This window comes from Pseudomonas corrugata, assembly GCF_001269905.1.
Classification (GTDB): domain Bacteria; phylum Pseudomonadota; class Gammaproteobacteria; order Pseudomonadales; family Pseudomonadaceae; genus Aquipseudomonas; species Aquipseudomonas corrugata.
Map to the genome: position 1 here is coordinate 25,312 of NZ_LHVK01000005.1, position 22,293 is coordinate 47,604.

Genomic DNA, 22,293 nt, shown 5'->3' on the forward strand with positions numbered 1-22,293 from the left:
CTCCGCAAATCTTTTTTTATCGTTACAAGGACGGTGTGCCGTCCCTGTTCTTTTGAAACACCCGAACCTGTGGGAGCGGGCTTGCTCGCGAAAGCGGTGTATCAGTCAACATAAATGTTGGAAGTGATGACGCCTTCGCGAGCAAGCCCGCTCCCACATGGATTCCATCCAGTCTCGGATGCCGGTTACTTCGCAGCCCAGGAGTTGAAGCGCTGCTCCAGTTGCTCACCGTTGTCAGCCCAGAAGCTGACATCGATCTGCACCTGGTTGGCGATGTTTTCCGGGGTGGTCGGCATGTCTTTCAAGACATCCTTGGACAGCAACGGTACTGCCTGGGTGTTGGCCGGGCCGTAGGCGATGTTTTCCGAGTAGGTCTTCTGCTGCTGTGGCGCCACCGAGTAGGCGATGAACTTCTTCGCTGCTTCGGCACGGGTCTTGTCCAGGCCACGTGGGATGGCCCACGCGTCAAAGTCGTAGATGCCGCCGTTCCACACCACTTTCAGGTTGCTTTCTTTCTGTACCGCAGCGATCCGGCCGTTGTAGGCCGAGCTCATGACCACGTCACCGGACGCCAGATATTGCGGCGGCTGTGCGCCGGCTTCCCACCACTGAATATTCGGCTTGAGCTCGTCAAGTTTCTTGAATGCGCGGTCCTGACCATCCTTGCCGGCCAGCACCTTGTAGACGTCTTTTGGCGCGACACCGTCGGCCATCAAGGCGAATTCCAGAGTGTACTTGGCACCCTTGCGCAGGCCACGCTTACCCGGGAATTTCTTGGTATCCCAGAAATCCGCCCAGCTGGTTGGCGCGGTTTTCAGTTTGTCGGCGTTGTAAGCCAGTACGGTCGACCACACGAAGAAACCTACGCCACAAGGCTGGATAGCGCCCTTGACGTAGTCTTCGGCCTTGCCGAACAGCGCAGGGTCGAGCTGCTCGAACATGTCCTCGTCACAGCCACGGGACAACTCAGGGGACTCGACTTCCACCAAGTCCCAGGAAACGCTCTTGGTGTCGACCATGGCCTTGACCTTGGCCATTTCGCCGTTGTACTCGCCAGCCACGATCTTGCCGTTGCCGGCCGCTTCCCACGGTGCGTAAAAGGCTTTGACCTGAGCCGCCTTGTTCGCCCCGCCAAAAGACACCACGGTCAGGTCCGGGCCCGCCGCCATCGCGCTTGCCGCACCCATCATGCCCAGGGTCAGGGCGGTGAACTTCAGGGATCTCAACATTTATTGTTCTCTCCACGTGCAGGGTTGGTGTGTTGATTACAGCAGGGGGGCGATCAATTCGCCTCTAGAAGTGGGTCGAGCGCACGCACGTGCTCAACCTGCCAGCCAAGCGGAACCACGTCTCCGACGGCCAGTTCGGGGTCGAGCTCGGCAATCGGTTGTTTCACGAAGAAGTCGTTCTTGCCGCAGACTTCCAGGCGAACCCGGACGTGGTCGCCCAGATAGATGAATTCCGCCACCCTCCCTGAGAAGCGGTTGACACATTGTTCGCTTGCGCCGTTGAGGCTCACCCGCTCCGGACGGATCGACAGGGTCACCGGCTCACCAGGCTTGCCGACGTTGACCGCCAGCGCCTCGACCTTCTCCCCACGGCCCAGCTCCACCAGGCAGCGATCACCGGTTTGGCTGTGCAGGCGACCACTGAGGCGGTTGTTTTCGCCGATGAAGTTGGCGACGAACGTATTTTTGGGCTCTTCGTAGAGCGTGCGCGGCGGGGCGATCTGCTGGATTTCACCCTGATGGAACACCGCCACGCGATCGGACATGGTCAAGGCCTCGCCCTGGTCGTGGGTCACATAGACCACGGTCACGCCGAGACGCTGGTGCAGGTGTTTGATTTCCATCTGCATGTGCTCACGCAGTTGCTTGTCCAGTGCACCGAGGGGTTCGTCCATCAACACCAACTGCGGCTCGAATACCAACGCCCGGGCCAGGGCGACACGCTGCTGCTGGCCGCCGGACAACTGCGCCGGGTAGCGCTGGGCGAAAGTGTCCAGCTGGACCATGCTCAATACCCGTTTGACGCGGTCGCTGACATCGCTCTTGTTCAGGCCCCGCACGGTCAGTGGGAACGCCAGGTTCTCGGCGACGGTCATGTGGGGGAACAGGGCGTAGTTCTGGAACACCATGCCGATGTCGCGCTTGTGGGGCGGCACATGGTTAATGGCACGGCCGGCCAACTGGATCTCACCGGCGGTCGGGGTTTCAAAACCCGCGAGCATCATCAGGCTGGTGGTCTTGCCGGAGCCGGATGGCCCGAGCAAGGTCAGGAACTCGCCTTTGCGAATCTCCAGGTTGAGGTCTTTGACGATCAGGTTCTCGCCATCGTAGCTCTTTTGCACACCACGAAAGCTGACCAGCACATCACCGGCCCCCGCGCTTGAATCAACCTGGCTCATACCCGCACCTTTTGTATTGATGACTGCTTGTGACTCAAGCCTAGTGGAGCCTCGTGCCCACGCAAATCGGGGCGCAGGAGAGAATCGCCTCAGCCGGATGGAAGAGTCGGGGTAGGGATTGCCCTACAAGGACGGCGGGATTGGATAAAAGCGCCGGGCTTTTGGGGATAAACGCTGAAATTGCGTGCTCTGAGGCATGTCGCAAATGGACATGCCAACTCGAGTTCCCTGTGGGAGCGAGCCTGCTCGCGATGGCGGCGGCACATTCAGCATTGTTGCAAGCTGACCCACCGCTATCGCGAGCAGGCTCGCACACAAGGAATCTGTGGCGGGCCTAGAGCAGCTTGTGCTCCATCGCGTACTTCACCAGCTCCGCCAGGGAAGTGATGTTGAGTTTCTGCATCAGCCGTGCCTTGTGAGTGCTGATGGTTTTACTGCTCAGGGCCAGTTGCTGGGCGATGTCGTTGACGTTGGCGCCTTGAGCAAGGCGCTCGAAGACCGAGAACTCGCGCTCGGATAGCAGCGCATGCAGTGGGCGCGCATCGGTCAGGCCGACTTCGAACACCATGCGGTCGGCCAGATCCGGGTCGATGTAACGACCGCCCGCCGCAACTTTGCGAATCGCCATGAGCAGCAATGCAGGGTCGCTGTCTTTGGTCGCGTAGCCAGCCGCGCCCACCTTCAGCGCCCGAGCCGCCATCTGCGCCTCGTCATGCATCGACAACACCAGGATCGCCGGTGGATTGTTCAGCGCACGGATCCTGGGGATCGCCTCCAGACCATTGACCCCCGGCATGGAAATATCCAGCAGCACCACTTCGCAGGGCACGTGTCGCAGGGTTTCGAGCAACTGTTCGCCGTTGCTCGCCTCTCCCGCCACCACCAGGTCCTTCGCCAGGCCGATCAATTGTTTGATGCCTTCACGGACGATGGTGTGGTCTTCGGCTACCAGTACACGGATCACGTTCTTCTCCAGATTCAGAATCCAATCGCGAGCAGGCTCGCTCCCACATTAATGTCCATATAGCCCTGTGGGAGCGAGCCTGCTCGCGATTGCGCCCGCCCAGGCAACCCACCCATCAGCCCTCATGCAACGGCACCCGCACCGCCAGGGTAGTCCCCTCCCCCGGCTCACTTTCCAGGGACAATCGCCCACCCATGATCAGCACCCGCTCGCGCATCCCTACCAGCCCAAAGGATGTCGGCCGACCTGTATCGGCAATAAATCCTACACCGTCATCACTCACGATCAGACACAATTCATCACCCTGGCGAACCAGCGTCAGTTCCACGGTATGCGCCTGGGCGTGGCGCATCACGTTGGTCAGCGCTTCCTGGAGAATACGGAACAGGCCGATCGCCTTGGCATCGCTCAGGGGTGGCAGATTGTCGGGCACCTGCACCAGGCACGGAATCTGCGTACGCGCCTCGAAGCGTCGGGCCTGCCACTCGATGGCCGAGGCAATACCTGCATCGAGGATAGGCGGACGCAACGCCGTCGCCACATCTCGCACCAATTGGAACAACTGAGCGATCAGGCGCTTCATGCTGTTGAGTCGCTCCTGCAGACCGGGGTCCAGCTGCGCATAGGCCAATTCGCACATGGACGTTTCCAGCTTCAGCACCGTCAACATCTGACCCAGTTCGTCATGGACTTCCCGGGCGATACGGGCCTTTTCCTCTTCCCGTACACTTTCCAGGTGCGCCGACAATTCGCGCAATTGCTCCCGGGAGCTGGCCAGTTCCAGCTCGATACGCTTGCTTTCGGTGATGTCCCAGACGATGCCGTCCCAGACGTAGGCGCCATCCTCGAGACGACGGGTAATCGCCTTGATCTCAGCCCAGCGTTCCCGGCCTTCGCGGGTCAGGATGCGACCCTGCCACGACCAGTCACTGTCGCTGTCCAGAGCCTGATCCTGGGTGCGGTGATAATCGGCCTTGTCGTCCGGATGCACCAGGCTGCGCAAGCCGGTGTCGCTGCGAGCCAGGGTCGTTGGGGAGTAACCCACCAGGCTTTCGCTGCCTTCGCTGATATAGGCAAAATCGATCTGACCGGTCACCGGTGCCCGCTCCAGGCGAAAAACCAGGCCCGGCACGTTGGCAGCGATGCCTTGCAGGCGCGCTTCGCTTTCGCGCAACGCCGCCAGCGCACGACGACGCTCGGTCACGTCATTGAGGTAGACCACCAGGTATTCCGCATCACGAAAACGCAGAAAACTCAGGGAAACATCGGCCGGCAGGATACTGCCATCAGCCCTTACGCACTCGGTCTCGAAACTCTGGGGTCCGTCCTCGCTAGCCCGAGCACGCTTCCATAGGTTCAACCAGCGATCCATGTGCAGCCCCGGCTCGAAGTCGATCAAGGGGCGTTCGATAATCGCACCGGGTCCGTAGCCAAGCATGGCTTCGGCAGCGCGGTTGGCATAGCGCACATGGCTGTCCCAGTTGACCCAGAGAATGCCTACCGTACTTTGATCGATGGAAAACTGGGTGAGGCGCAGCGCTTCTTCGCTGGCGGCACGCTGGGCGATGTCGTCGCGTGCAGAGCGCAGACGACGCTCCAGACCACGTTGCTGGCGACGCTGCCAGAATACGATGGCGACGCTGCTCAATAGCAAGGCCAGCATCAACAGCGTCAGGTTCTGCCAGAAACCCGGGGTTTCGGTCAGGCGCGGATACTTGGGTTTGAGCCAGCGGCTGTGCAGTTGCTCCAGTTCCCTGGCGGGAATCGCCTGGAGCCCCTTGTCGACTATCTCGGCCAACTCCGGCCAGTCCCGACGCGTAGCGACCCGCAGCAGTTGCGGCAAGCCGATGTCGCCGACCACAACCAGCTCGGCGAACTCCGGCTCGATCATGAGCCTTCCCAGTTGAGCCTCGTCGACCACAGCGTACCGGGCCTGCTGACTGAGCAGCAGTTGCAGAGCCTCACGCTCCATCGGTACGCCTTGCAGATTCAACGTCGGATAGGTGCCACGCAGGTAGTCCGCCGTGGCGCTGGGCATGCGCACCGCCACCCGGACCTGAGCGTCGAGCTTTTCCAACTCCACACCCTCAGCCCCCTTTTGCTCGCCGACAATCAACTGCGGTACGCGCATGTACGGGTCGGAGAACAGCCAAAGCCTGAGTCCTGCCGGGGTCTGGGTCAGGCCCGGGGCGATATCCACCTCACCATCGCGCAGAGCGGCTTCCAGTTGCGCCACGTCCTGGAAATTGCGCCAGGTCAACTCGACATTCAGTACCTTGCCCAGCCACTGCATCAACTCGACGTTGGTGCCGGACAGGCGCTGCAAGCGTCGATCGTACTGCGCATATGGCGCCTGCAGGACCAGGCCAACCCGCAGTTGGGGATGTTCTGCCAACCATTGACGCTGCTCAGCACTCAATTGCACCCCATGGGCAGAGGGCGCGGGCGCAGCCCACGTCATCAAGGGAAGCCATAAACAGCCGATAACCCACAGGCAGCAAAAACGCATCATTGAAGTCTCACGCACTGACAAATACTGACCAACCCATTAGGCTGCCGGAAATACTTCTGGCCCTGGAATATCCGATGCCCTTTGTCCACCGCCTGGCAATGCCAGCATTGTGCCTGTCGCTGATCCTGCCGAGTGCGTTTTCTGTACAGGCTGACGAACCGGCGCCTACCGCGACGGATCAACCCTCCGAGACAAAACCGGTCGAGCGCCAGCCCCTGCTCGAGCGTAGCCAGGAAGAGGCGGCCGCGCTGGAGCGAAAAGTCCCGCCCCAGGAACAGCAACAGCTCCAGACCGGCAGCGACACCTTCCTGGCCCTCTGGAAACCGGCCAACACCAGCGACCCCAAGGGCGCGGTCATCATAGTCCCTGGTGCTGGTGAAACGGCTGACTGGCCTCAAGTCGTCGGACCATTGCGTAAAAAACTGCCCGATGTCGAATGGAACACCCTGAGTATCACGCTGCCGGACCCGCAAAGCGATGTTATCGCACCGCGCGCAGTGGAAGCCTCGCCGCAAACCAAACCAGCCGACACGGCTGCCGCTACCCCGGACGCCACGACGGCGGCTCCGATCGAGCAGGTGGCGGGTGGCGAGGCCGACGCTGTCGATCCGGTCGTCGCCGAAGCCGATGAGGAGAATGCCAGGGCCGGTGCCGAACGCATTTTCGCCCGTATCGACGCGGCACTGGCCTACGCCGAGCAACAGAGTTCGCGTCGCATTGTGCTGCTGGGCCATGGCACCGGCGCCTACTGGGCGGCGCGCTACCTCAGCGAAAAACAGCCTTCGCAGATAGAGCGCTTCGTAATGGTCGCCGCGCAGTCCCCGGTGAACACCAAGCCCGGCCTGGCCGAACTGACGCCAACCTTGAAGCTGGCAACCGCCGACGTCTTCTACATGGATAAAGCGCTGGATCGTAACGCAGCACTGGAGCGCTTGCAGGCGAGCAAACGCCTGAAGGGCTCGAATTTCAGCCAGGTTTCCCTCAAGGCCTTACCCAATGCGGCGGCGCAGCAGGAGCAGCTGTTTCGTCGGGTTCGAGGGTGGTTGAACCCGCAAAACCCGGGTGAATGAGGTTTATTCGGCTCTTTCGCCAGACACCTGTTTGTGGTGAGGCAATCTATCCCAGCGGGCGGCGACGCCGCCCAAAACCTCGCCACGATTTATTCGATGAAACTAGCGAAAATCCCGCCGCTCCCGAATCAACCGATAAGCGTTATGCAACTCCCGAGTCTTGTCCGTGGCTTCGCGCACTTGCAGGGGTGTTGCGCCACTGCCGGCAATTTTGTCCGGATGGTGACGACTGAGCAGCCGACGATAAGCCCGCTTGATCTGCGACGGCTCGGTGGTGGCTGAAACCCCCAGCAAACGCAACGCTTGCTGATAGGTCACGCCGCTGTTGGGCAGCGACGGTTTCTGTGGTTCGTAATCAATCGCCAGCGCCTGGACCTGCTGGGGTGTCCAGCCCAGCCACTTGCCCCACTGGACGAGCAACTCACGCTCGCTGGCGCCGGCGCGACCGTCAGCCCAGACCATTCGCCAGCAGGCCCGCAGCACGCCTTCAGCGGCATGGGGCTGAGTGCCAAGACGGCGCAGATAACCGCGCAAGCGGTCGTTTCCAGACTTGCCTCGGTTGAATGCCGCAATGGCTCGGCGTTGTGCCGGCTCGCTCAGGTCCAGCGCACGCATTTCCTGGCGGGCCTGCTGGATATGACCGTCGACCACCCGACCATCGATTTTCGCCAGTCGTCCCAACAGGACAAACAGCAGTTCGTCGTTGCGCAACGCCGGGCGACCGCCCAGGCGCTCACGTACCTGTGCCCAGCCTTGCAGGTTCAGGCGCCGGTCCAGCGCCTGCCCTAACAACGCACCGAGCATGGCCCCCGGAATACTGGCTATGGCAAAGCCCGCTCCGGCTCCTATCAGAGTCCCTGGCCACCACATATCAACGGCTCGCTTCTATCAAGGTTTCGACTTGCATCAAACGTTCATGGGTTCCCACATCGACCCAGTGCCCTTGCAGGCGCTCGCCACTGACCTGCCCCCCTGCCATGGCTCGGCGCAACAGCGGTGCGAGCTTGAACGCGCCATCCGAGCACCCCTCGAACAACCTTGGGTGCAGGACGGCAATGCCGCTATAGGTCAGTTTGTCGGCAGCCGGCTCCCCTTCGTGAACCTTTCCGTCGGACAGGATGAAATCCCCACCTGGGTGATGCTCGGGATTATCCACCAGCACCAGGTGCGCCAGCCCTTCAAACGAGCCACGCAGGGCACTGAAATCGTAATCGGTCCAGATATCGCCATTGACCACCACGAACGCTTCATCACCCAGCAGCGGCAAGGCCCGGAAGATCCCACCGCCGGTCTCCAGCGGCTCCCCTTCGGGCGAATAACGAATCCGCACGCCAAATCGCGAACCATCCCCCAGATGATCCTCGATCTGCTGACCGAGCCAGGCATGGTTGATCACGATATCGCTGAAGCCGGCCGCGGCCAGCGCCTGCAGATGGTATTCGATCAATGGAATACCGCCGACACGGATCAGCGGCTTGGGAGTGGTCAGAGTCAGGGGGCGCATGCGCTCGCCCTTGCCCGCCGCCAGGATCATCGCCTTCATGCCGTCGCTCCCGCCGGGCGAGGCAGGCTGGACAACAAGGTCTGCAGTTGCGCCAGTTCAGGACGACGTGCGAGGACGGCTTCTATATAGGCAAAGAAGCGCGGCACATCGCCCAGGTAGCGCGGCTTGCCATCGCGGTGACAGATGCGCGCAAAAATCCCGATGACCTTGAGATGGCGCTGTACGCCCATCAGGTCGCTGGCCCGCAGGAAGTCTTCGATATCCGGCTGGACCGGTATACCCAGCGCGCCAGCTTGCCGCCAGTAATCCTCCAGCCAGCCACGCACACGCGCTTCAGGCCAACTGAGAAAGGCGTCCTTGAACAGGCACGTCACGTCGTAGGTCACCGGGCCGTAGACCGCGTCCTGGAAATCCAGCACACCCGGGTTCGGTTCGCTGATCATCAGGTTGCGCGGCATGTAGTCGCGATGCACCAGGACTTTGGGCTGGGCCAGGGCGCTATCAATCAGCAGGTCGCTGGCCTCCTGCCAGAGCTGCTGCTGTGCCGAATCGAGCTCGATGCCCAGTTCGCGCTTGACGTACCACTCGGGGAACAGCTCAAGCTCCCGGCGCAGCAACGCAACGTCGTAGCTGGGTAAAGGCGCGACCATTGGCAACTGCTGGAAAGCCAGCAGCGCTTGCAGGGCATCACGGAACAAATCGTCGGCATTTTTCCCGTCGATCACGTCCAGATAGGTCTGATTGCCCAGGTCATTGAGCAAAAGAAAGCCACGCTCGAGATCTTCTGCATAAATTTTCGGCACATTAATTCCGGATTTCGCCAGCAAAAACGCAATATCCACGAAGGGTTTGCAGTTTTCCTGGGGCGGCGGTGCATCCATCACGATCAGGCTGCGGCCCTCGCCTTCCCAGCGGAAATAACGTCGGAAACTCGCGTCGCTGCTGGCCGCGGTCAATGTGGCCGGGGGTACGACACCCCAGCCTTGTGCGGCAAAAAGGATCGGGAGTTGCTCATCGAGCCAAACTTTCAGGTGTTGCAAACGTACATCGTGGTCGGGCATTGCAAGGGTCTCCGACGGCCCTAGCCGTCAAGCGGGTCATGCTTTATTATCCAGCATCTTGTGCGACACGCGCGGCGTGTCTCCAAACTTCGAGGTGTAAAGTCATCTTGAAGGGTTTCATAAGAAACCAATAGCTCGGGCACCCAATCCCGAGAACCAAAACTGCTCAGAAGTCCAATGCCTTCAAGGACTTGCCGCAGCGGCGGTGGCAAATGCCAGATCGTTTAGCGCTTAAATCAACGATCACGGACCGTATTTTCGACTCCGAAGCGCACCTTATCCATAAGCCCCCCAAGGGCTCAACCCACGCGGGAAGTAATCCCCGCTGGGATTACCTCCTGTATCAGCAATAGGAGGTAACAATCTCATAGAGCGCGGAGCCCCGTCAGCTCTCGCTCTTATCAAGTCGGAGACACAAGCGAAAGCTCTGTCTGTCATTGTCCAACCGCTTCAAATAATGAACGGCAGCGGACTCGTTGTGCGACCGACGACAGCCTAGGAAAACATGCGTCATTGGCAACGATGAGGTGTGAAGCTTTTCCAACAACGTAGCCCCCAAACGGGTCTGCACTTGCTGCGAGGCAATGCAGAGATGCTCGGAGCAGTACCGGGTTGAGGCGCTAGGCTGGCTGGTATGGGCAACATATGTGAACTGCTAATAAACATCGTAAGGATAGACGTGCCTAAGCTGCTGACAGGCATTAACCAAAAGGTACGAGGCCAGTTATTCCTGTGGGATGTGGGAATACGTCGCTATAACGCCTCCGGTGAAAAGGCAGGCTCTAACCCAGTCGTGTGACAGGCGGGGAACGTGGTAAGCCCGTACAGCTGCCTTAGGGCAGGGGATCCGTAAGGTGAACTGTTGGCTGTGCGGGTATGGGATCGCAGAGAAAGCGAAAGCCGGACTGTAATGGACCGGATAGGGGTTGGAACATTACCCCACGGGAAACCGGGCAGACTTCTGCGTGGTCTTTCGTCGCATGAACTCTGAGTGAACCTGTCTCAAAATCTTAGAAGTCCGAGGTTTGGATTTCACATTTATCCAGCCCTGGCGGGAGCGTCCATTCCCGTCAGGGGATGCGTACGTCTTCAGCTCAGGCAAATTGAGAGGAAGGCAGCATGCTAGTACACAGCCATATGGCCGTGTCTGCGCCTTCCGGTGTCCCGCAGCAATGGCACGACATCGATTGGTGTCGCGTTCAGCGGAATGTCCGGGTGATGCAGGTGCGGATTGCGAAGGCTTGTCGGGAAAACAATTGGCGCAGAGTGAAAGCCTTGCAACGGATGTTGACCCGCTCTCGTTCGGCTAGGTACCTGGCCGTACGACGAGTTACTGAAAACCAGGGCAAGCGCACGGCGGGAGTCGACCGAGTGCTCTGGGATACACCCGATGCCAAATGGAAAGCGGCGAATGGGTTGAAGCGGCACGGATATAAGCCACGGCCTTTACGGCGTGTGTTTATTCCGAAGTCAAACGGAAAGGAGCGCCCCCTGGGCATCCCGACCATGACGGACAGGGCAATGCAAGCGCTGTATTTGCTTGCCCTGGCTCCTATTGCTGAAACCAAGGGAGATCCAAACAGCTATGGCTTCAGGATCGAACGTTGCACGGCGGATGCGATGGGACAGCTGTTCGTGTGCCTATCCAAAAAGGTCTCGGCCCAATGGGTTTTGGAAGCGGACATCAAGAGCTGCTTTGACAACATCAATCACGACTGGCTCATTGCCAACGTTCCAATGGACAAGGCGGTGCTTCAGAAATGGTTGAAAGCTGGCGTGATTCATAAAGGCCAGCTACAGGCAACGGACGCCGGTACGCCACAGGGCGGAATCATCTCGCCCACCTTGGCAAACATGGTGCTGGATGGACTGGAAGTACAGCTCAAGCAACACCTGGGCGTGACGAAGGCCAAAAAGCTGAAGATCAACGTGGTGCGTTATGCGGACGATTTTGTGATCACCGGAAGCTCGAAAGAGGTGCTGGAAAACCAGATCAAACCTTGGGTTGAGCAGTTCCTCGCTGTAAGAGGGCTGCAGCTGTCGCCTGAGAAAACCCATGTCGTCCACATTGATCAAGGCTTTGACTTTCTTGGATGGAGTTTCCGCAAGTACGATGGGAAGCTCCTGATCAAGCCGAGCAAGAAAAACGTGAAAGCGTTCTATAGCAAGGTCAAGGAAGTCATCTGCACCAATAAAGCGGTGAGGCAGGAGGATCTGATCCGAATGCTGAACCCGATGCTACGAGGTTGGGCGCTGTACCACCAGCCAGTGGTTGCCAAGAAAGCGTACAGCCGGATGGATCACCAGATTTTCCATGCTCTTTGGCGTTGGGCAAAGCGGCGGCATCCCCGAAAAGCACTCGAATGGATTGGAGCGAAATACTTCCTATCTATAAAGAGTCGGAAAGGGGTGTTCAGCATCGAGACGATTGATGAGAAAGGGGCTAAAAGGTTTGTCGAGCTTTACTCGCTTGCGAGTACGCCGATAGAGCGGCACAAGAAGGTGGTTGGCAGCTATAACCCCTTCGATCCATCGATGGAGGAAATGGGCGAAAAGCTGCGGATGGAACAGATGCTTAAAAAGCTGAAGTACCGCAAGCAGATCTTGAACCTTTTCCAGGATCAAAAAGGACAGTGCCAGTTGTGTAAACTCCCGATTACAAAGGAGACAGGGTGGCATGATCACCACATTCTTTACCGTACAAATGGCGGTGGAGACTCCCTAAATAACCGGGTACTATTGCACCCCCTTTGTCACCACCGGCTACATGCCCGCGGATTGACAGTGAACAAACCGGCCTCCCTTACCGGGGGCTTTGATCAGGCCTGAGCCGTATGCGTTGAAAGGCGCACGTACGGTTCTTAGGGGGAGGTGGGCCAGAAATGGCCGACCTCTACCCGACATTCTGGGGTCGGAAAACGCCCGGCCAACGTCTGTGCAACGAGGAATATCCATGCAAGTTTCTGTTGAAAATACTACTGCTCTTGAGCGCCGCATGAGCATCACCGTGCCGGCTGAGCGCATCGAGACTCAGGTCAACAAGCGTCTGCAGCAGACTGCCCAAAAGGCCAAAATCCCAGGTTTCCGTCCAGGCAAGGTGCCAATGAGCGTGATCCGTCAGCGTTACGAAGCTGATGCGCGCCAGGAAGCCGTGGGCGACGTGATCCAGTCTTCGTTCTACGAAGCTGTGGTCGAGCAGAAGCTGAACCCGGCCGGCGCGCCATCGGTCGAGCCTAAAGTGCTGGAAAAAGGCAAGGATCTAGAGTTCGTTGCCACTTTCGAAGTGTTCCCCGAGTTCACTGTTGCCGGTTTCGAGTCCATTGCCGTCGAGCGCCTGAGCGCTGACGTGTCGGATGCCGACCTGGACAAGATGCTGGATATCCTGCGCAAGCAGAACACCCGTTTCGAAGTGACCGATCGCGCTGCCCAGAACGAAGATCAACTGAACATCGATTTCGTCGGCAAGGTCGACGGTGAAGTGTTCGCAGGCGGTTCTGCCAAGGCCACCCAGCTGGTACTGGGCTCCGGTCGCATGATCCCAGGCTTCGAAGATGGCCTGGTCGGCGCGAAAGCCGGTGAAGAGCGCGTTCTGAACGTGACCTTCCCAGAGGACTACCAGAACCTGGACCTGGCTGGCAAAGCCGCCGAGTTCACCGTGACCGTAAACAGTGTTTCCGAGCCGAAGCTGCCTGAGCTGAACGAAGAGTTCTTCGCCCAGTTCGGTATCAAGGAAACCGGTCTGGAAGGTTTCCGCGCCGAAGTTCGCAAGAACATGGAGCGTGAGCTGCGTCAGGCCATCAAGTCCAAGGTCAAGAACCAGGTCATGGACGGTCTGCTGGCTTCCAACCCGATCGAAGTGCCGAAAGCGCTGCTGGACAACGAAGTGAACCGTCTGCGCGTGCAGGCTGTTCAGCAGTTCGGTGGCAACATCAAGCCTGATCAACTGCCGGCCGAGCTGTTCGAAGAGCAAGCCAAGCGCCGTGTCGTACTGGGCCTGATCGTTGCGGAAGTGGTCAAGCAATACGAACTCAAGCCTGACGAAGCCCGCGTTCGCGAGCTGATCCAGGAAATGGCTTCGGCCTACCAGGAGCCTGAGCAAGTCGTGTCCTGGTACTACAAGAATGACCAGCAACTGAACGAAGTCCGTTCGGTTGTGCTCGAAGAACAAGTTGTGGATACTGTTCTGCAGAAAGCTAGCGTGACCGATAAAGCGGTCTCTTACGAAGAAGCGGTCAAGCCGGTGGAAGCTCCACAAGCCGATTGATTGTTCTGCGGTAAGAAATACACACCATAAGCCAGCCTTCGCGCTGGCTTATGCGTATTCAAGACATAACTATTTGGGAGTGACTGCGAGACATGTCCCGCAATTCTTTTTATCAGCAGAGCTCTGACATCCAGGCCGCAGGCGGCCTGGTCCCGATGGTTATCGAGCAGTCCGCCCGTGGCGAACGTGCCTATGACATCTACTCGCGTCTGCTCAAGGAACGCGTCATCTTCCTGATCGGACCCGTTGAAGACTACATGGCCAACCTGGTCGCGGCGCAACTGCTGTTCCTTGAAGCGGAAAACCCGGACAAGGATATCCATCTTTATATCAACTCACCCGGCGGCTCGGTGACAGCAGGCATGTCGATCTACGACACCATGCAATTCATCAAGCCAGACGTTTCCACCATTTGCATCGGCCAGGCCTGCAGCATGGGCGCTTTCCTGCTCGCCGGTGGTGCAGCGGGCAAGCGTCATTGCCTGCCTAACTCGCGCATGATGATTCACCAGCCATTGGGCGGCTTCCAGGGCCAGGCGTCGGATATCGACATCCATGCCAAGGAAATCCTCCACATTCGTTCGCGTTTGAACTCGCTGTTGGCTCATCACACCGGTCAAAGCCTCGAGACCATTGAGCGTGACACCGAGCGTGACAACTTCATGAGCGCCGAGCGTGCAGCCGAATATGGCCTGATCGACTCCGTGATCAACAAGCGTCAAATGCCTGCCTGAGCCACTCAAAATGCAGGTGGTTGGGATGACCGGCCGCCTGCGGGCTTGAAAAAGCCCGCAATTGCCTTCATCTTGTGTTGCAAGCCTATCGGATTTGGATCGATCGAATGACTGACACCCGCAACGGCGAGGACAACGGCAAACTGCTTTATTGCTCTTTCTGTGGCAAAAGCCAACATGAAGTACGCAAATTGATTGCCGGCCCCTCGGTCTTCATTTGCGACGAGTGCGTCGACCTGTGCAATGACATCATCCGCGAGGAGGTGCAGGAAGCCCAGGCCGAAAGCAGCGCGCATAAGTTGCCTTCGCCTAAAGAAATCAGCGGCATCCTTGACCAGTATGTAATTGGTCAGGAGCGTGCGAAAAAGGTATTGGCCGTAGCGGTTTACAACCACTACAAACGCCTGAACCAGCGTGACAAAAAGAATGACGAGGTCGAACTCGGCAAGAGCAACATCCTGCTGATCGGTCCGACAGGCTCGGGTAAGACCCTGCTTGCCGAAACCCTGGCCCGTTTGCTGAACGTTCCGTTCACCATCGCCGACGCAACCACCCTCACCGAGGCGGGTTACGTGGGGGAGGATGTCGAGAACATTATTCAGAAGTTGTTGCAGAAGTGCGACTACGATGTCGAAAAGGCCCAGATGGGCATTGTCTACATCGATGAAATCGACAAGATTTCCCGCAAGTCCGACAACCCGTCCATCACTCGGGATGTATCCGGTGAGGGGGTACAGCAGGCCTTGCTCAAGTTGATCGAAGGCACGGTCGCTTCCGTTCCGCCCCAGGGTGGTCGCAAGCATCCGCAGCAGGAATTCCTGCAGGTCGACACCCGTAACATCCTGTTCATTTGCGGCGGTGCATTCTCCGGGCTGGAAAAGGTTATTCAGAACCGCTCCACTCGTGGCGGCATCGGCTTCAATGCCGAAGTGCGCAGCAAGGAAGAGGGCAAGAAGGTTGGCGAGTCCCTGCGTGAAGTCGAGCCTGACGACCTGGTCAAGTTTGGCCTGATCCCTGAGTTCGTCGGTCGTTTGCCGGTTCTGGCGACGCTGGACGAGCTGGATGAAGCTGCGCTGATGCAGATCCTGACCGAGCCGAAGAACGCCCTGACCAAGCAGTATGCAAAGCTGTTCGAAATGGAAGGTGTAGACCTGGAGTTCCGTTCCGACGCGTTGAAATCGGTGGCCAAGCGTGCCCTGGAGCGTAAGACCGGTGCCCGTGGGTTGCGCTCGATTCTCGAAGGTGTATTGCTCGATACGATGTATGAAATCCCCTCGCAGTCCGAGGTGAGCAAGGTCGTGATCGACGAAAGCGTCATAGAAGGCAAGTCCAAGCCGCTGTATATCTACGAAAACAGTGAGCCGGCTGCCAAGGCTGCACCGGACGCTTAAGTGTCCTGCTGGAACAAAGGAGGGGCCTTCGGGCCCCTTTTGCTTTTGGCGTCCTTTTGGAGCGTCTCAGGGCTCAATGCCAGGCCACCAGGCCGTGCAAGCAAAACGTGCTCGCGATAGCGGCGGACCAGCCGATATCGTGGTTGACTCACAGATCCCGATCGCGAGCAAGCTTTGTTCCCGCAGGTTCTGCGCCGTTTGATCCTTAATTGACTGACATCAGCCTTAGCGCTTGTTTTTTTTCAAGGCTGCCCCCATCTTGGTTTCAAGCTTACTTCCATCTGTTTCCGGCCTTGTGGCCGCCGTTGAGGCGAAATCATGAAGACAACCATCGAATTGCCTCTCTTGCCATTGCGCGATGTCGTGGTATATCCGCACATGGTTATCCCGCTGTTCGTGGGGCGCGAAAAGTCCATCGAAGCCCTCGAGGCCGCGATGGCGGGTGACAAGCAGATTCTGCTGGTGGCCCAGAGAAATCCTGCTGACGATGATCCTGGTGAAGATGCGCTCTATCGCGTAGGTACCATTGCAACGGTTCTGCAATTGCTCAAGCTGCCCGACGGCACCGTCAAGGTCCTTGTCGAAGGCGAGCAGCGCGGGGCGGTCGAGCGCTTCAGCGAAGTGAACGGCCATTGTCGCGCCGAAGTATCACTGATCGACGAAGCCGACGTGCCCGAGCGTGAGTCGGAGGTGTTCGTCCGCAGCCTGTTGTCCCAGTTCGAACAGTATGTCCAGTTGGGCAAGAAAGTACCGGCTGAGGTGCTCTCTTCGCTTAACAGCATCGATGAGCCTGGTCGGCTGGTCGATACGATGGCCGCCCACATGGCGCTCAAGATCGAACAGAAGCAGGAAATCCTCGAGATCATCGAATTGTCCGCCCGTGTCGAACACGTGCTGGCATTGCTCGATGGCGAGATCGATCTGTTGCAGGTCGAAAAGCGCATTCGTGGTCGCGTGAAGAAACAAATGGAGCGTAGCCAGCGCGAGTACTACCTGAATGAGCAGATGAAGGCCATTCAGAAAGAGTTGGGCGACGGTGATGAAGGCCATAACGAAGTCGAAGAGCTGAAAAAGCGCATCGACGCCGCTGGTTTGCCCAAGGATGCCCTCGCCAAGGCCCAGGCTGAGCTGAACAAGCTCAAACAGATGTCGCCGATGTCCGCCGAAGCTACCGTGGTGCGCTCCTACATCGACTGGTTGGTGCAGGTACCGTGGAAAGCCCAGAGCAAGGTGCGCCTGGACCTGGCTCGTGCCGAGGACATTCTCGACGCCGACCATTACGGCCTGGAGGAGGTCAAGGAACGTATCCTCGAATACCTCGCCGTGCAAAAGCGCGTGAAGAAAATCCGCGGTCCGGTGTTGTGTCTGGTCGGTCCTCCGGGGGTTGGTAAAACCTCCCTGGCGGAGTCGATTGCCCACGCCACCAATCGCAAGTTCGTACGAATGGCCCTTGGTGGCGTGCGCGACGAAGCGGAAATTCGTGGTCATCGCCGTACCTACATCGGTTCGATGCCAGGAAGATTGATTCAAAAGATGACAAAGGTCGGCGTGCGCAATCCGCTGTTCCTTCTGGACGAAATCGACAAGATGGGTAGCGATATGCGTGGCGATCCTGCCTCCGCATTGCTCGAAGTGCTTGATCCGGAGCAGAACCACAACTTCAACGATCATTATCTTGAAGTCGACTATGACTTGTCGGACGTGATGTTCCTGTGCACTTCCAACTCCATGAACATCCCGCCGGCGTTGCTGGATCGTATGGAAGTGATTCGTCTGCCGGGCTACACCGAGGACGAGAAGATCAATATCGCCGTCAAATACCTTTCGCCGAAGCAGATCCAGGCCAACGGCTTGAAAAAAGGCGAACTGGAATTCGACGAGGAGGCGATTCGCGACATCATCCGTTACTACACCCGCGAAGCCGGTGTGCGGGGCCTGGAGCGACAGATTGCCAAGGTCTGCCGCAAGGCGGTGAAGGAACATGCGCTGGAAAAACGCTTTGCGGTCAAGGTCACTTCGGACCTGCTGGAGCATTTCCTGGGCGTGCGCAAATTCCGCTACGGCCTCGCCGAGCAGCAGGATCAGATCGGTCAGGTGACCGGCCTGGCGTGGACTCAGGTTGGTGGTGAGTTGCTGACCATCGAAGCTGCCGTGGTACCGGGCAAAGGGCAACTGATCAAGACCGGTTCCCTGGGTGATGTGATGGTCGAGTCGATCACGGCAGCGCAGACGGTCGTTCGCAGCCGTGCCCGGAGCCTGGGCATTCCCCTGGACTTCCATGAGAAGCGCGACACGCATATCCATATGCCTGAAGGGGCTACGCCCAAAGACGGCCCTAGCGCCGGTGTAGGCATGTGCACGGCCCTGGTATCGGCACTGACCGGCATTCCGGTGCGCGCCGACGTGGCCATGACCGGTGAAATTACTCTGCGCGGGCAGGTACTGGCAATTGGTGGTTTGAAGGAAAAATTGCTGGCGGCACACCGTGGCGGGATCAAGATCGTGATCATTCCCGAGGAAAATGTGCGCGATCTGAAAGAAATTCCTGACAATATCAAGCAGGATCTTCAGATCAAACCCGTTAAATGGATTGACGAGGTCCTGCAAATTGCGCTGCAATACGCGCCGGAGCCCTTGCCGGATGTGGCTCCGGAGATTGTCGCGAAAGATGAGAAGCGAGAGTCTGACTCTAAGGAAAGAATTAGCACGCATTAATACGCATTTGCCTGGGGGGCTTCCTTGACAGTTTTTTAGAGCCCTTGTTATAAAGCGGCTCTTAAGTGTCTGTAGGCCATTCAGCACTCGTTTTTGCTTTCACCAAAAAAACTTAGAATCATCTCAAATAGATATAAGGGGACTTAGAGTGAACAAGTCGGAACTGATTGATGCTATCGCTGCATCCGCTGATATCCCGAAAGCTGCTGCTGGCCGCGCGCTGGACGCTGTAATCGAATCCGTCACTGGCGCTCTCAAGGCTGGCGACTCCGTTGTTCTGGTTGGTTTCGGTACCTTCTCCGTTACCGATCGTCCAGCTCGTACCGGCCGCAACCCGCAAACTGGCCAGGCACTGCAGATCGCTGCTGCCAAGAAGCCAGGCTTCAAGGCTGGTAAAGCACTGAAAGACGCCGTTAACTAAGTTTCATTGAGTTTATCCGGGTCGGGGTCATGCCTGGCTTGGCAAGCGGAGCGGTAGTGGGATCGGTTCCAACCGGTCTGTCGTGCCAGGGCTCGCGGGGTCGAGCCCGGTCCGCTCCGCCAGTTACGAGAAGGCGCATCCTCGGATGCGCCTTTCTTCTATCCGGATTCTACCCACGCTCCACGGTTGCCTAATTTGAAGTTCAACCGTTTCTGGGGGACGCATGCTGCAGAATATCAGGGACAATTCACAAGGCTGGATTGCCAAGACCATCATCGGGGTTATCGTCGCGTTGATGGCGTTGACCGGTTTCGATGCCATTTTCAGAGCCACCACCCACAGCAATGACGCGGCCAAGGTCAACGGCGAGAACATCAGCCAGAACGAGCTGAGTCAGGCGGTCGACATGCAACGCCGCCAGCTCATGCAACAGCTGGGCAAGGACTTCGACGCCTCACTGCTGGACGAAAAGATGCTCCGCGATTCGGCGCTCAAGGGCCTGATCGATCGCAAGTTGCTGCTGCAAGGCGCGCACGATGCGAAGTTCGCTTTTTCCGAAGCCGCGTTGGACCAGGTGATCCTGCAGACGCCTGAGTTCCAGGTCGATGGCAAGTTCAGCCCGGAACGTTTTGACCAGGTGATTCGCCAGCTGGGTTACGGTCGCCTGCAATTCCGCCAGATGCTGGCCCAGGAAATGCTGATTGGCCAACTGCGTGCTGGCCTGGCCGGCAGTGGTTTCGTCACTGATGCCCAGGTACTGGCGTTCGCTCGTCTGGAAAAGCAGACCCGTGACTTTGCCACCTTGACCCTCAAGGCTGATCCGTCGGCGGTGAAGCTGACCGATGACGAGGTCAAGGCTTACTACGACAAGCACGCCAAGGAATTCATGACCCCCGATCAGGTGGTGATCGATTACCTTGAGCTGAAGAAAGCCGATTTCTTCGATCAGGTCAGCGTCAAGGATGAAGACCTGCAAGCGGCGTATCAGAAAGAAATCGCCAACCTGTCCGAACAGCGTCGGGCGGCCCACATCCTGATCGAGGTGAACGACAAGGTCACCGAAGCCCAGGCCAAGGCGAAGATCGAGGAAATCCAGGCTCGCCTGGCCAAGGGCGAATCGTTTGAGGCCCTGGCGAAGGAGTTCTCCCAGGATCCGGGCTCGGCCAACAATGGCGGTGATCTCGGTTACGCCGGTCCAGGTGTCTACGATCCGGCGTTCGAAAAGGCGCTGTACGCGTTGAGCAAGGATCAGGTTTCGGCACCGGTGCGCACCAGTTTCGGTTTTCACCTGATCAAGCTGTTGGGTGTCGAAGCGCCTGAGGTCCCGACCTTTGCCAGCCTCAAGGGCAAGCTGACCCACGAGCTGAAAACCCAGCAGGTCGAGCAGCGTTTCGTCGAGGCGGCCAAGCAATTGGAAGATGCTTCGTTCGAGGCTTCCGATTTGGCGCAGCCGGCCCAGGACCTGAAACTCACCGTCCACACGTCGGCGCCGTTTGGGCGCGAAGGTGGGGAAGGGATTGCGGCCAACCGCGCTATCGTCACTGCCGCGTTCAGCCCGGAAGTGCTTGATGAGGGTGCCAACAGCAGCGCGATCGAGTTGGATCCGGAAACCGTCGTGGTGCTGCGTGCCAAGGAGCATCGCAAGCCTGAGCAACTGCCGCTGGAAAGCGTGGAAGCTGCCATCCGTACTCAGTTGGCCAAGGAGCGCGCCAGTGAGGCCGCGAAGACCCGGGCCGATGAGCTGATCGCCAGCTTGCGCGAAGGAAAGACCCCGCTGGCCAAGCCTGTCGACGGTCAGAACTGGAAGGTCATCGAGGCGGCAACCCGCAGCCAGGAAGGTATCGAACCGACGGTGCTGCAGGCGTTGTTCCGCATGCCAAAGCCCGAGTCCAAGGACAAGCCGACGTTTGCCAGTGTGACCTTGCCTGACGGCAATCTGATGCTGGTGCAACTGCGCGGCGTGAATGAAGCTGCGGCACCCACTGATGCGGAGAAGGCCGAATATCGTCGCTATCTCGCATCCCGTGTTGGCCAGCAGGACTTTGCGGCTTATCGCAAGCAGCTGGAAAGCGAGGCGGACATCAAGCGTTACTGATGCCCTGATGGCTTGCTCAAAAGACCTCGGCCGAAAAAGCCGGGGTCTTTTTGTATCCACCCATTGCCAGATGACAAGATGTTCATCGGCCCACTGGATTTACGTCTTTTTCCCGTCAACAACCCCCAGTAGACTTGTAACCCCTTTGAGACACGAATACCCACGCTGTCGATGGGCGTTCTGTTGCACAATACGCCCCCGGACCGTTTTCTTCAGGATGTTCAATGTTCAGATCATTTCACCTGCGCACCGTCGGACTGGCGCTGATGCTGGTTGCCGCAGCCGGTTGCTCGTCGAAGAAGGCTGCTATTTACGAGCATGAGAACTTCGATGATTCCGGTACGTTCTCCCGCACCTATCCGGTGAGCGACACGGTGACCTGCGAAGCGGGGCGCCGGGCCTTGCTCAGCCAGGGCTACATCATCACCAGCAGCGACCCTAAGCTGGTCAGTGGTCACAAGAGTTTCCAGCAGACCGGTGATACCCACATGGAGATCAGCTTCAACCTGGTCTGTGCCGAGGACGGTGGTGCTGGACATCATGCGACCATGTTTGCCAACGCGTTGCAGGACCGTTATGCGCTGAAGAAAATCAACAACTCCGCCAGCCTGGGCGTGGGTGTGTTGGGGTCGGTATCGATGCCGATCGGTTCCTCGGATGACTCGATGGTCAAGGTGGCCAGCGAAACCGTATCGGCGACCAAGTTCTACGAGCGTTTCTTTGCCCTGGTGGAGATGTTCCTGCCTGCGGAAGCGAAGAAAGGCGCGTCGGTTGCTGCAAAGCCCGATACTGAACTGGGGGTACCGGAGCCCAAGGCCGAACCAGCTGCGTTGACACCGGCTCCGGTTCCGACGCCAGCGCCAGCGCCGACGCCTGTTGCGCCGGTAGAGCAAGCTGTCCCAGCCGAAGCCGCACCTGCAGCGTCGCAGCCTGTCGCCCCGCCTCCAGAACCTGCGCCGATTGCACCCAGCGAACCTGCGCCATACATAGGCCCGGAATCGACGCTGGAAGTCGTCACGCCACCCCCTCCCAGTGATTTGCCGCCGCCGACCGAGGCAATCCAGCCGCTTCCTTCATCCTGAATACCATGACAAGGCAGTCATTCCTTGTCACACCTGCATAGGTTGATTTCCCATCGCTGTGCTACGTTTAAAA

At 58.4% G+C, this 22,293-nt stretch carries 16 protein-coding genes; 9 read left to right on the top strand and 7 right to left on the bottom strand.

Features of this window, described 5'->3' with window-relative positions:
- Nucleotides 1-185 precede the first annotated feature (185 nt).
- From AD665_RS06915 to AD665_RS06930, 4 genes are all read right to left on the bottom strand, one after another.
- Nucleotides 186-1,229 (bottom strand): ABC transporter substrate-binding protein, encoded by a 1,044-nt coding sequence (locus AD665_RS06915; RefSeq protein WP_024777423.1) that lies wholly within the window; start codon nucleotides 1,227-1,229, stop codon nucleotides 186-188.
- 53 nt (nucleotides 1,230-1,282) lie between these two features.
- Nucleotides 1,283-2,407 (bottom strand): ABC transporter ATP-binding protein, encoded by a 1,125-nt coding sequence (locus AD665_RS06920; RefSeq protein ID WP_024777422.1) that lies wholly within the window; start codon nucleotides 2,405-2,407, stop codon nucleotides 1,283-1,285.
- Nucleotides 2,408-2,741: 334 nt separating this feature from the next.
- Nucleotides 2,742-3,371 carry a response regulator gene (locus AD665_RS06925; RefSeq protein ID WP_024777421.1) on the bottom strand — a complete coding sequence of 210 codons (630 nt, stop codon included), beginning with the start codon at nucleotides 3,369-3,371 and terminating at the stop codon, nucleotides 2,742-2,744.
- Between the two features lie 115 nt (nucleotides 3,372-3,486).
- A complete protein-coding gene (locus AD665_RS06930) occupies nucleotides 3,487-5,883 on the bottom strand; it encodes a PAS domain-containing sensor histidine kinase (RefSeq protein WP_053191487.1) in 2,397 nt (798 codons plus the stop codon).
- Between the two features lie 74 nt (nucleotides 5,884-5,957).
- Between AD665_RS06930 and AD665_RS06935 the strand changes: the two genes are divergently transcribed.
- A complete protein-coding gene (locus AD665_RS06935) occupies nucleotides 5,958-6,953 on the top strand; it encodes an alpha/beta hydrolase family protein (protein ID WP_024777419.1) in 996 nt (331 codons plus the stop codon).
- Nucleotides 6,954-7,055: 102 nt separating this feature from the next.
- Here AD665_RS06935 and AD665_RS06940 read toward each other — a convergent pair whose 3' ends face one another.
- The 3 genes from AD665_RS06940 to AD665_RS06950 are packed head-to-tail and all read right to left on the bottom strand — an operon-like array spanning nucleotide 7,056 to nucleotide 9,518.
- Complete coding sequence (locus AD665_RS06940; RefSeq protein ID WP_024777418.1) at nucleotides 7,056-7,823, bottom strand: TerB family tellurite resistance protein; 768 nt, start codon at nucleotides 7,821-7,823, stop codon at nucleotides 7,056-7,058.
- A gap of 1 nt (nucleotide 7,824) precedes the next feature.
- Nucleotides 7,825-8,496, bottom strand: coding sequence for an N-acetylmuramate alpha-1-phosphate uridylyltransferase MurU (gene murU, locus AD665_RS06945; RefSeq protein WP_053191489.1), 672 nt, complete (start codon nucleotides 8,494-8,496; stop codon nucleotides 7,825-7,827).
- The gene (locus tag AD665_RS06950) at nucleotides 8,493-9,518 is read right to left on the bottom strand and encodes an aminoglycoside phosphotransferase family protein (protein ID WP_024777416.1); all 1,026 of its coding nucleotides are present in this window, start codon (nucleotides 9,516-9,518) and stop codon (nucleotides 8,493-8,495) included. Before AD665_RS06950 ends, murU begins: the two co-directional genes overlap by 4 nt.
- Nucleotides 9,519-10,637: 1,119 nt before the next feature.
- Here AD665_RS06950 and ltrA point away from each other — a divergent pair.
- The 8 genes from ltrA (at nucleotide 10,638) to AD665_RS06990 (ending at nucleotide 22,220) form a co-directional block, all read left to right on the top strand.
- Entirely contained in the window at nucleotides 10,638-12,347 is a 1,710-nt protein-coding gene (gene ltrA / locus AD665_RS06955) for a group II intron reverse transcriptase/maturase (RefSeq protein WP_053191491.1), read from the top strand.
- A 124-nt stretch (nucleotides 12,348-12,471) separates the two neighbouring features.
- Nucleotides 12,472-13,782 carry a trigger factor gene (gene tig, locus AD665_RS06960; protein ID WP_024778304.1) on the top strand — a complete coding sequence of 437 codons (1,311 nt, stop codon included), beginning with the start codon at nucleotides 12,472-12,474 and terminating at the stop codon, nucleotides 13,780-13,782.
- A gap of 92 nt (nucleotides 13,783-13,874) precedes the next feature.
- Nucleotides 13,875-14,516: an ATP-dependent Clp endopeptidase proteolytic subunit ClpP gene (gene clpP, locus AD665_RS06965; protein WP_003183177.1), complete on the top strand. Its 642-nt coding sequence runs from the start codon at nucleotides 13,875-13,877 to the stop codon at nucleotides 14,514-14,516.
- A 107-nt stretch (nucleotides 14,517-14,623) separates the two neighbouring features.
- Nucleotides 14,624-15,907 carry an ATP-dependent Clp protease ATP-binding subunit ClpX gene (clpX, locus tag AD665_RS06970; protein ID WP_024778305.1) on the top strand — a complete coding sequence of 428 codons (1,284 nt, stop codon included), beginning with the start codon at nucleotides 14,624-14,626 and terminating at the stop codon, nucleotides 15,905-15,907.
- Between the two features lie 318 nt (nucleotides 15,908-16,225).
- Nucleotides 16,226-18,622 carry an endopeptidase La gene (gene lon, locus AD665_RS06975; RefSeq protein WP_024778306.1) on the top strand — a complete coding sequence of 799 codons (2,397 nt, stop codon included), beginning with the start codon at nucleotides 16,226-16,228 and terminating at the stop codon, nucleotides 18,620-18,622.
- 148 nt (nucleotides 18,623-18,770) lie between these two features.
- Nucleotides 18,771-19,043 (top strand): HU family DNA-binding protein, encoded by a 273-nt coding sequence (locus AD665_RS06980; RefSeq protein WP_024778307.1) that lies wholly within the window; start codon nucleotides 18,771-18,773, stop codon nucleotides 19,041-19,043.
- Nucleotides 19,044-19,266: 223 nt separating this feature from the next.
- Nucleotides 19,267-21,138: a SurA N-terminal domain-containing protein gene (locus AD665_RS06985; RefSeq protein WP_024778308.1), complete on the top strand. Its 1,872-nt coding sequence runs from the start codon at nucleotides 19,267-19,269 to the stop codon at nucleotides 21,136-21,138.
- 224 nt (nucleotides 21,139-21,362) lie between these two features.
- The gene (locus AD665_RS06990; protein WP_053191493.1) at nucleotides 21,363-22,220 is read left to right on the top strand and encodes a DUF2242 domain-containing protein; all 858 of its coding nucleotides are present in this window, start codon (nucleotides 21,363-21,365) and stop codon (nucleotides 22,218-22,220) included.
- Nucleotides 22,221-22,293 lie beyond the last annotated feature (73 nt).

Coding starts and splice junctions, on each gene's coding strand:
- AD665_RS06990 (WP_053191493.1), top strand. CDS start 21,363: ATGTTCAGATCATTTCACCTGCGCACCGTCGGACTGGCGCTGATGCTG.
- AD665_RS06935 (WP_024777419.1), top strand. CDS start 5,958: ATGCCCTTTGTCCACCGCCTGGCAATGCCAGCATTGTGCCTGTCGCTG.
- ltrA (WP_053191491.1), top strand. CDS start 10,638: ATGCTAGTACACAGCCATATGGCCGTGTCTGCGCCTTCCGGTGTCCCG.
- murU (WP_053191489.1), bottom strand. CDS start 8,496: ATGAAGGCGATGATCCTGGCGGCGGGCAAGGGCGAGCGCATGCGCCCC.
- tig (WP_024778304.1), top strand. CDS start 12,472: ATGCAAGTTTCTGTTGAAAATACTACTGCTCTTGAGCGCCGCATGAGC.
- clpX (WP_024778305.1), top strand. CDS start 14,624: ATGACTGACACCCGCAACGGCGAGGACAACGGCAAACTGCTTTATTGC.
- lon (WP_024778306.1), top strand. CDS start 16,226: ATGAAGACAACCATCGAATTGCCTCTCTTGCCATTGCGCGATGTCGTG.
- AD665_RS06920 (WP_024777422.1), bottom strand. CDS start 2,407: ATGAGCCAGGTTGATTCAAGCGCGGGGGCCGGTGATGTGCTGGTCAGC.
- AD665_RS06930 (WP_053191487.1), bottom strand. CDS start 5,883: ATGATGCGTTTTTGCTGCCTGTGGGTTATCGGCTGTTTATGGCTTCCC.
- AD665_RS06915 (WP_024777423.1), bottom strand. CDS start 1,229: ATGTTGAGATCCCTGAAGTTCACCGCCCTGACCCTGGGCATGATGGGT.
- AD665_RS06940 (WP_024777418.1), bottom strand. CDS start 7,823: ATGTGGTGGCCAGGGACTCTGATAGGAGCCGGAGCGGGCTTTGCCATA.
- clpP (WP_003183177.1), top strand. CDS start 13,875: ATGTCCCGCAATTCTTTTTATCAGCAGAGCTCTGACATCCAGGCCGCA.
- AD665_RS06985 (WP_024778308.1), top strand. CDS start 19,267: ATGCTGCAGAATATCAGGGACAATTCACAAGGCTGGATTGCCAAGACC.
- AD665_RS06950 (WP_024777416.1), bottom strand. CDS start 9,518: ATGCCCGACCACGATGTACGTTTGCAACACCTGAAAGTTTGGCTCGAT.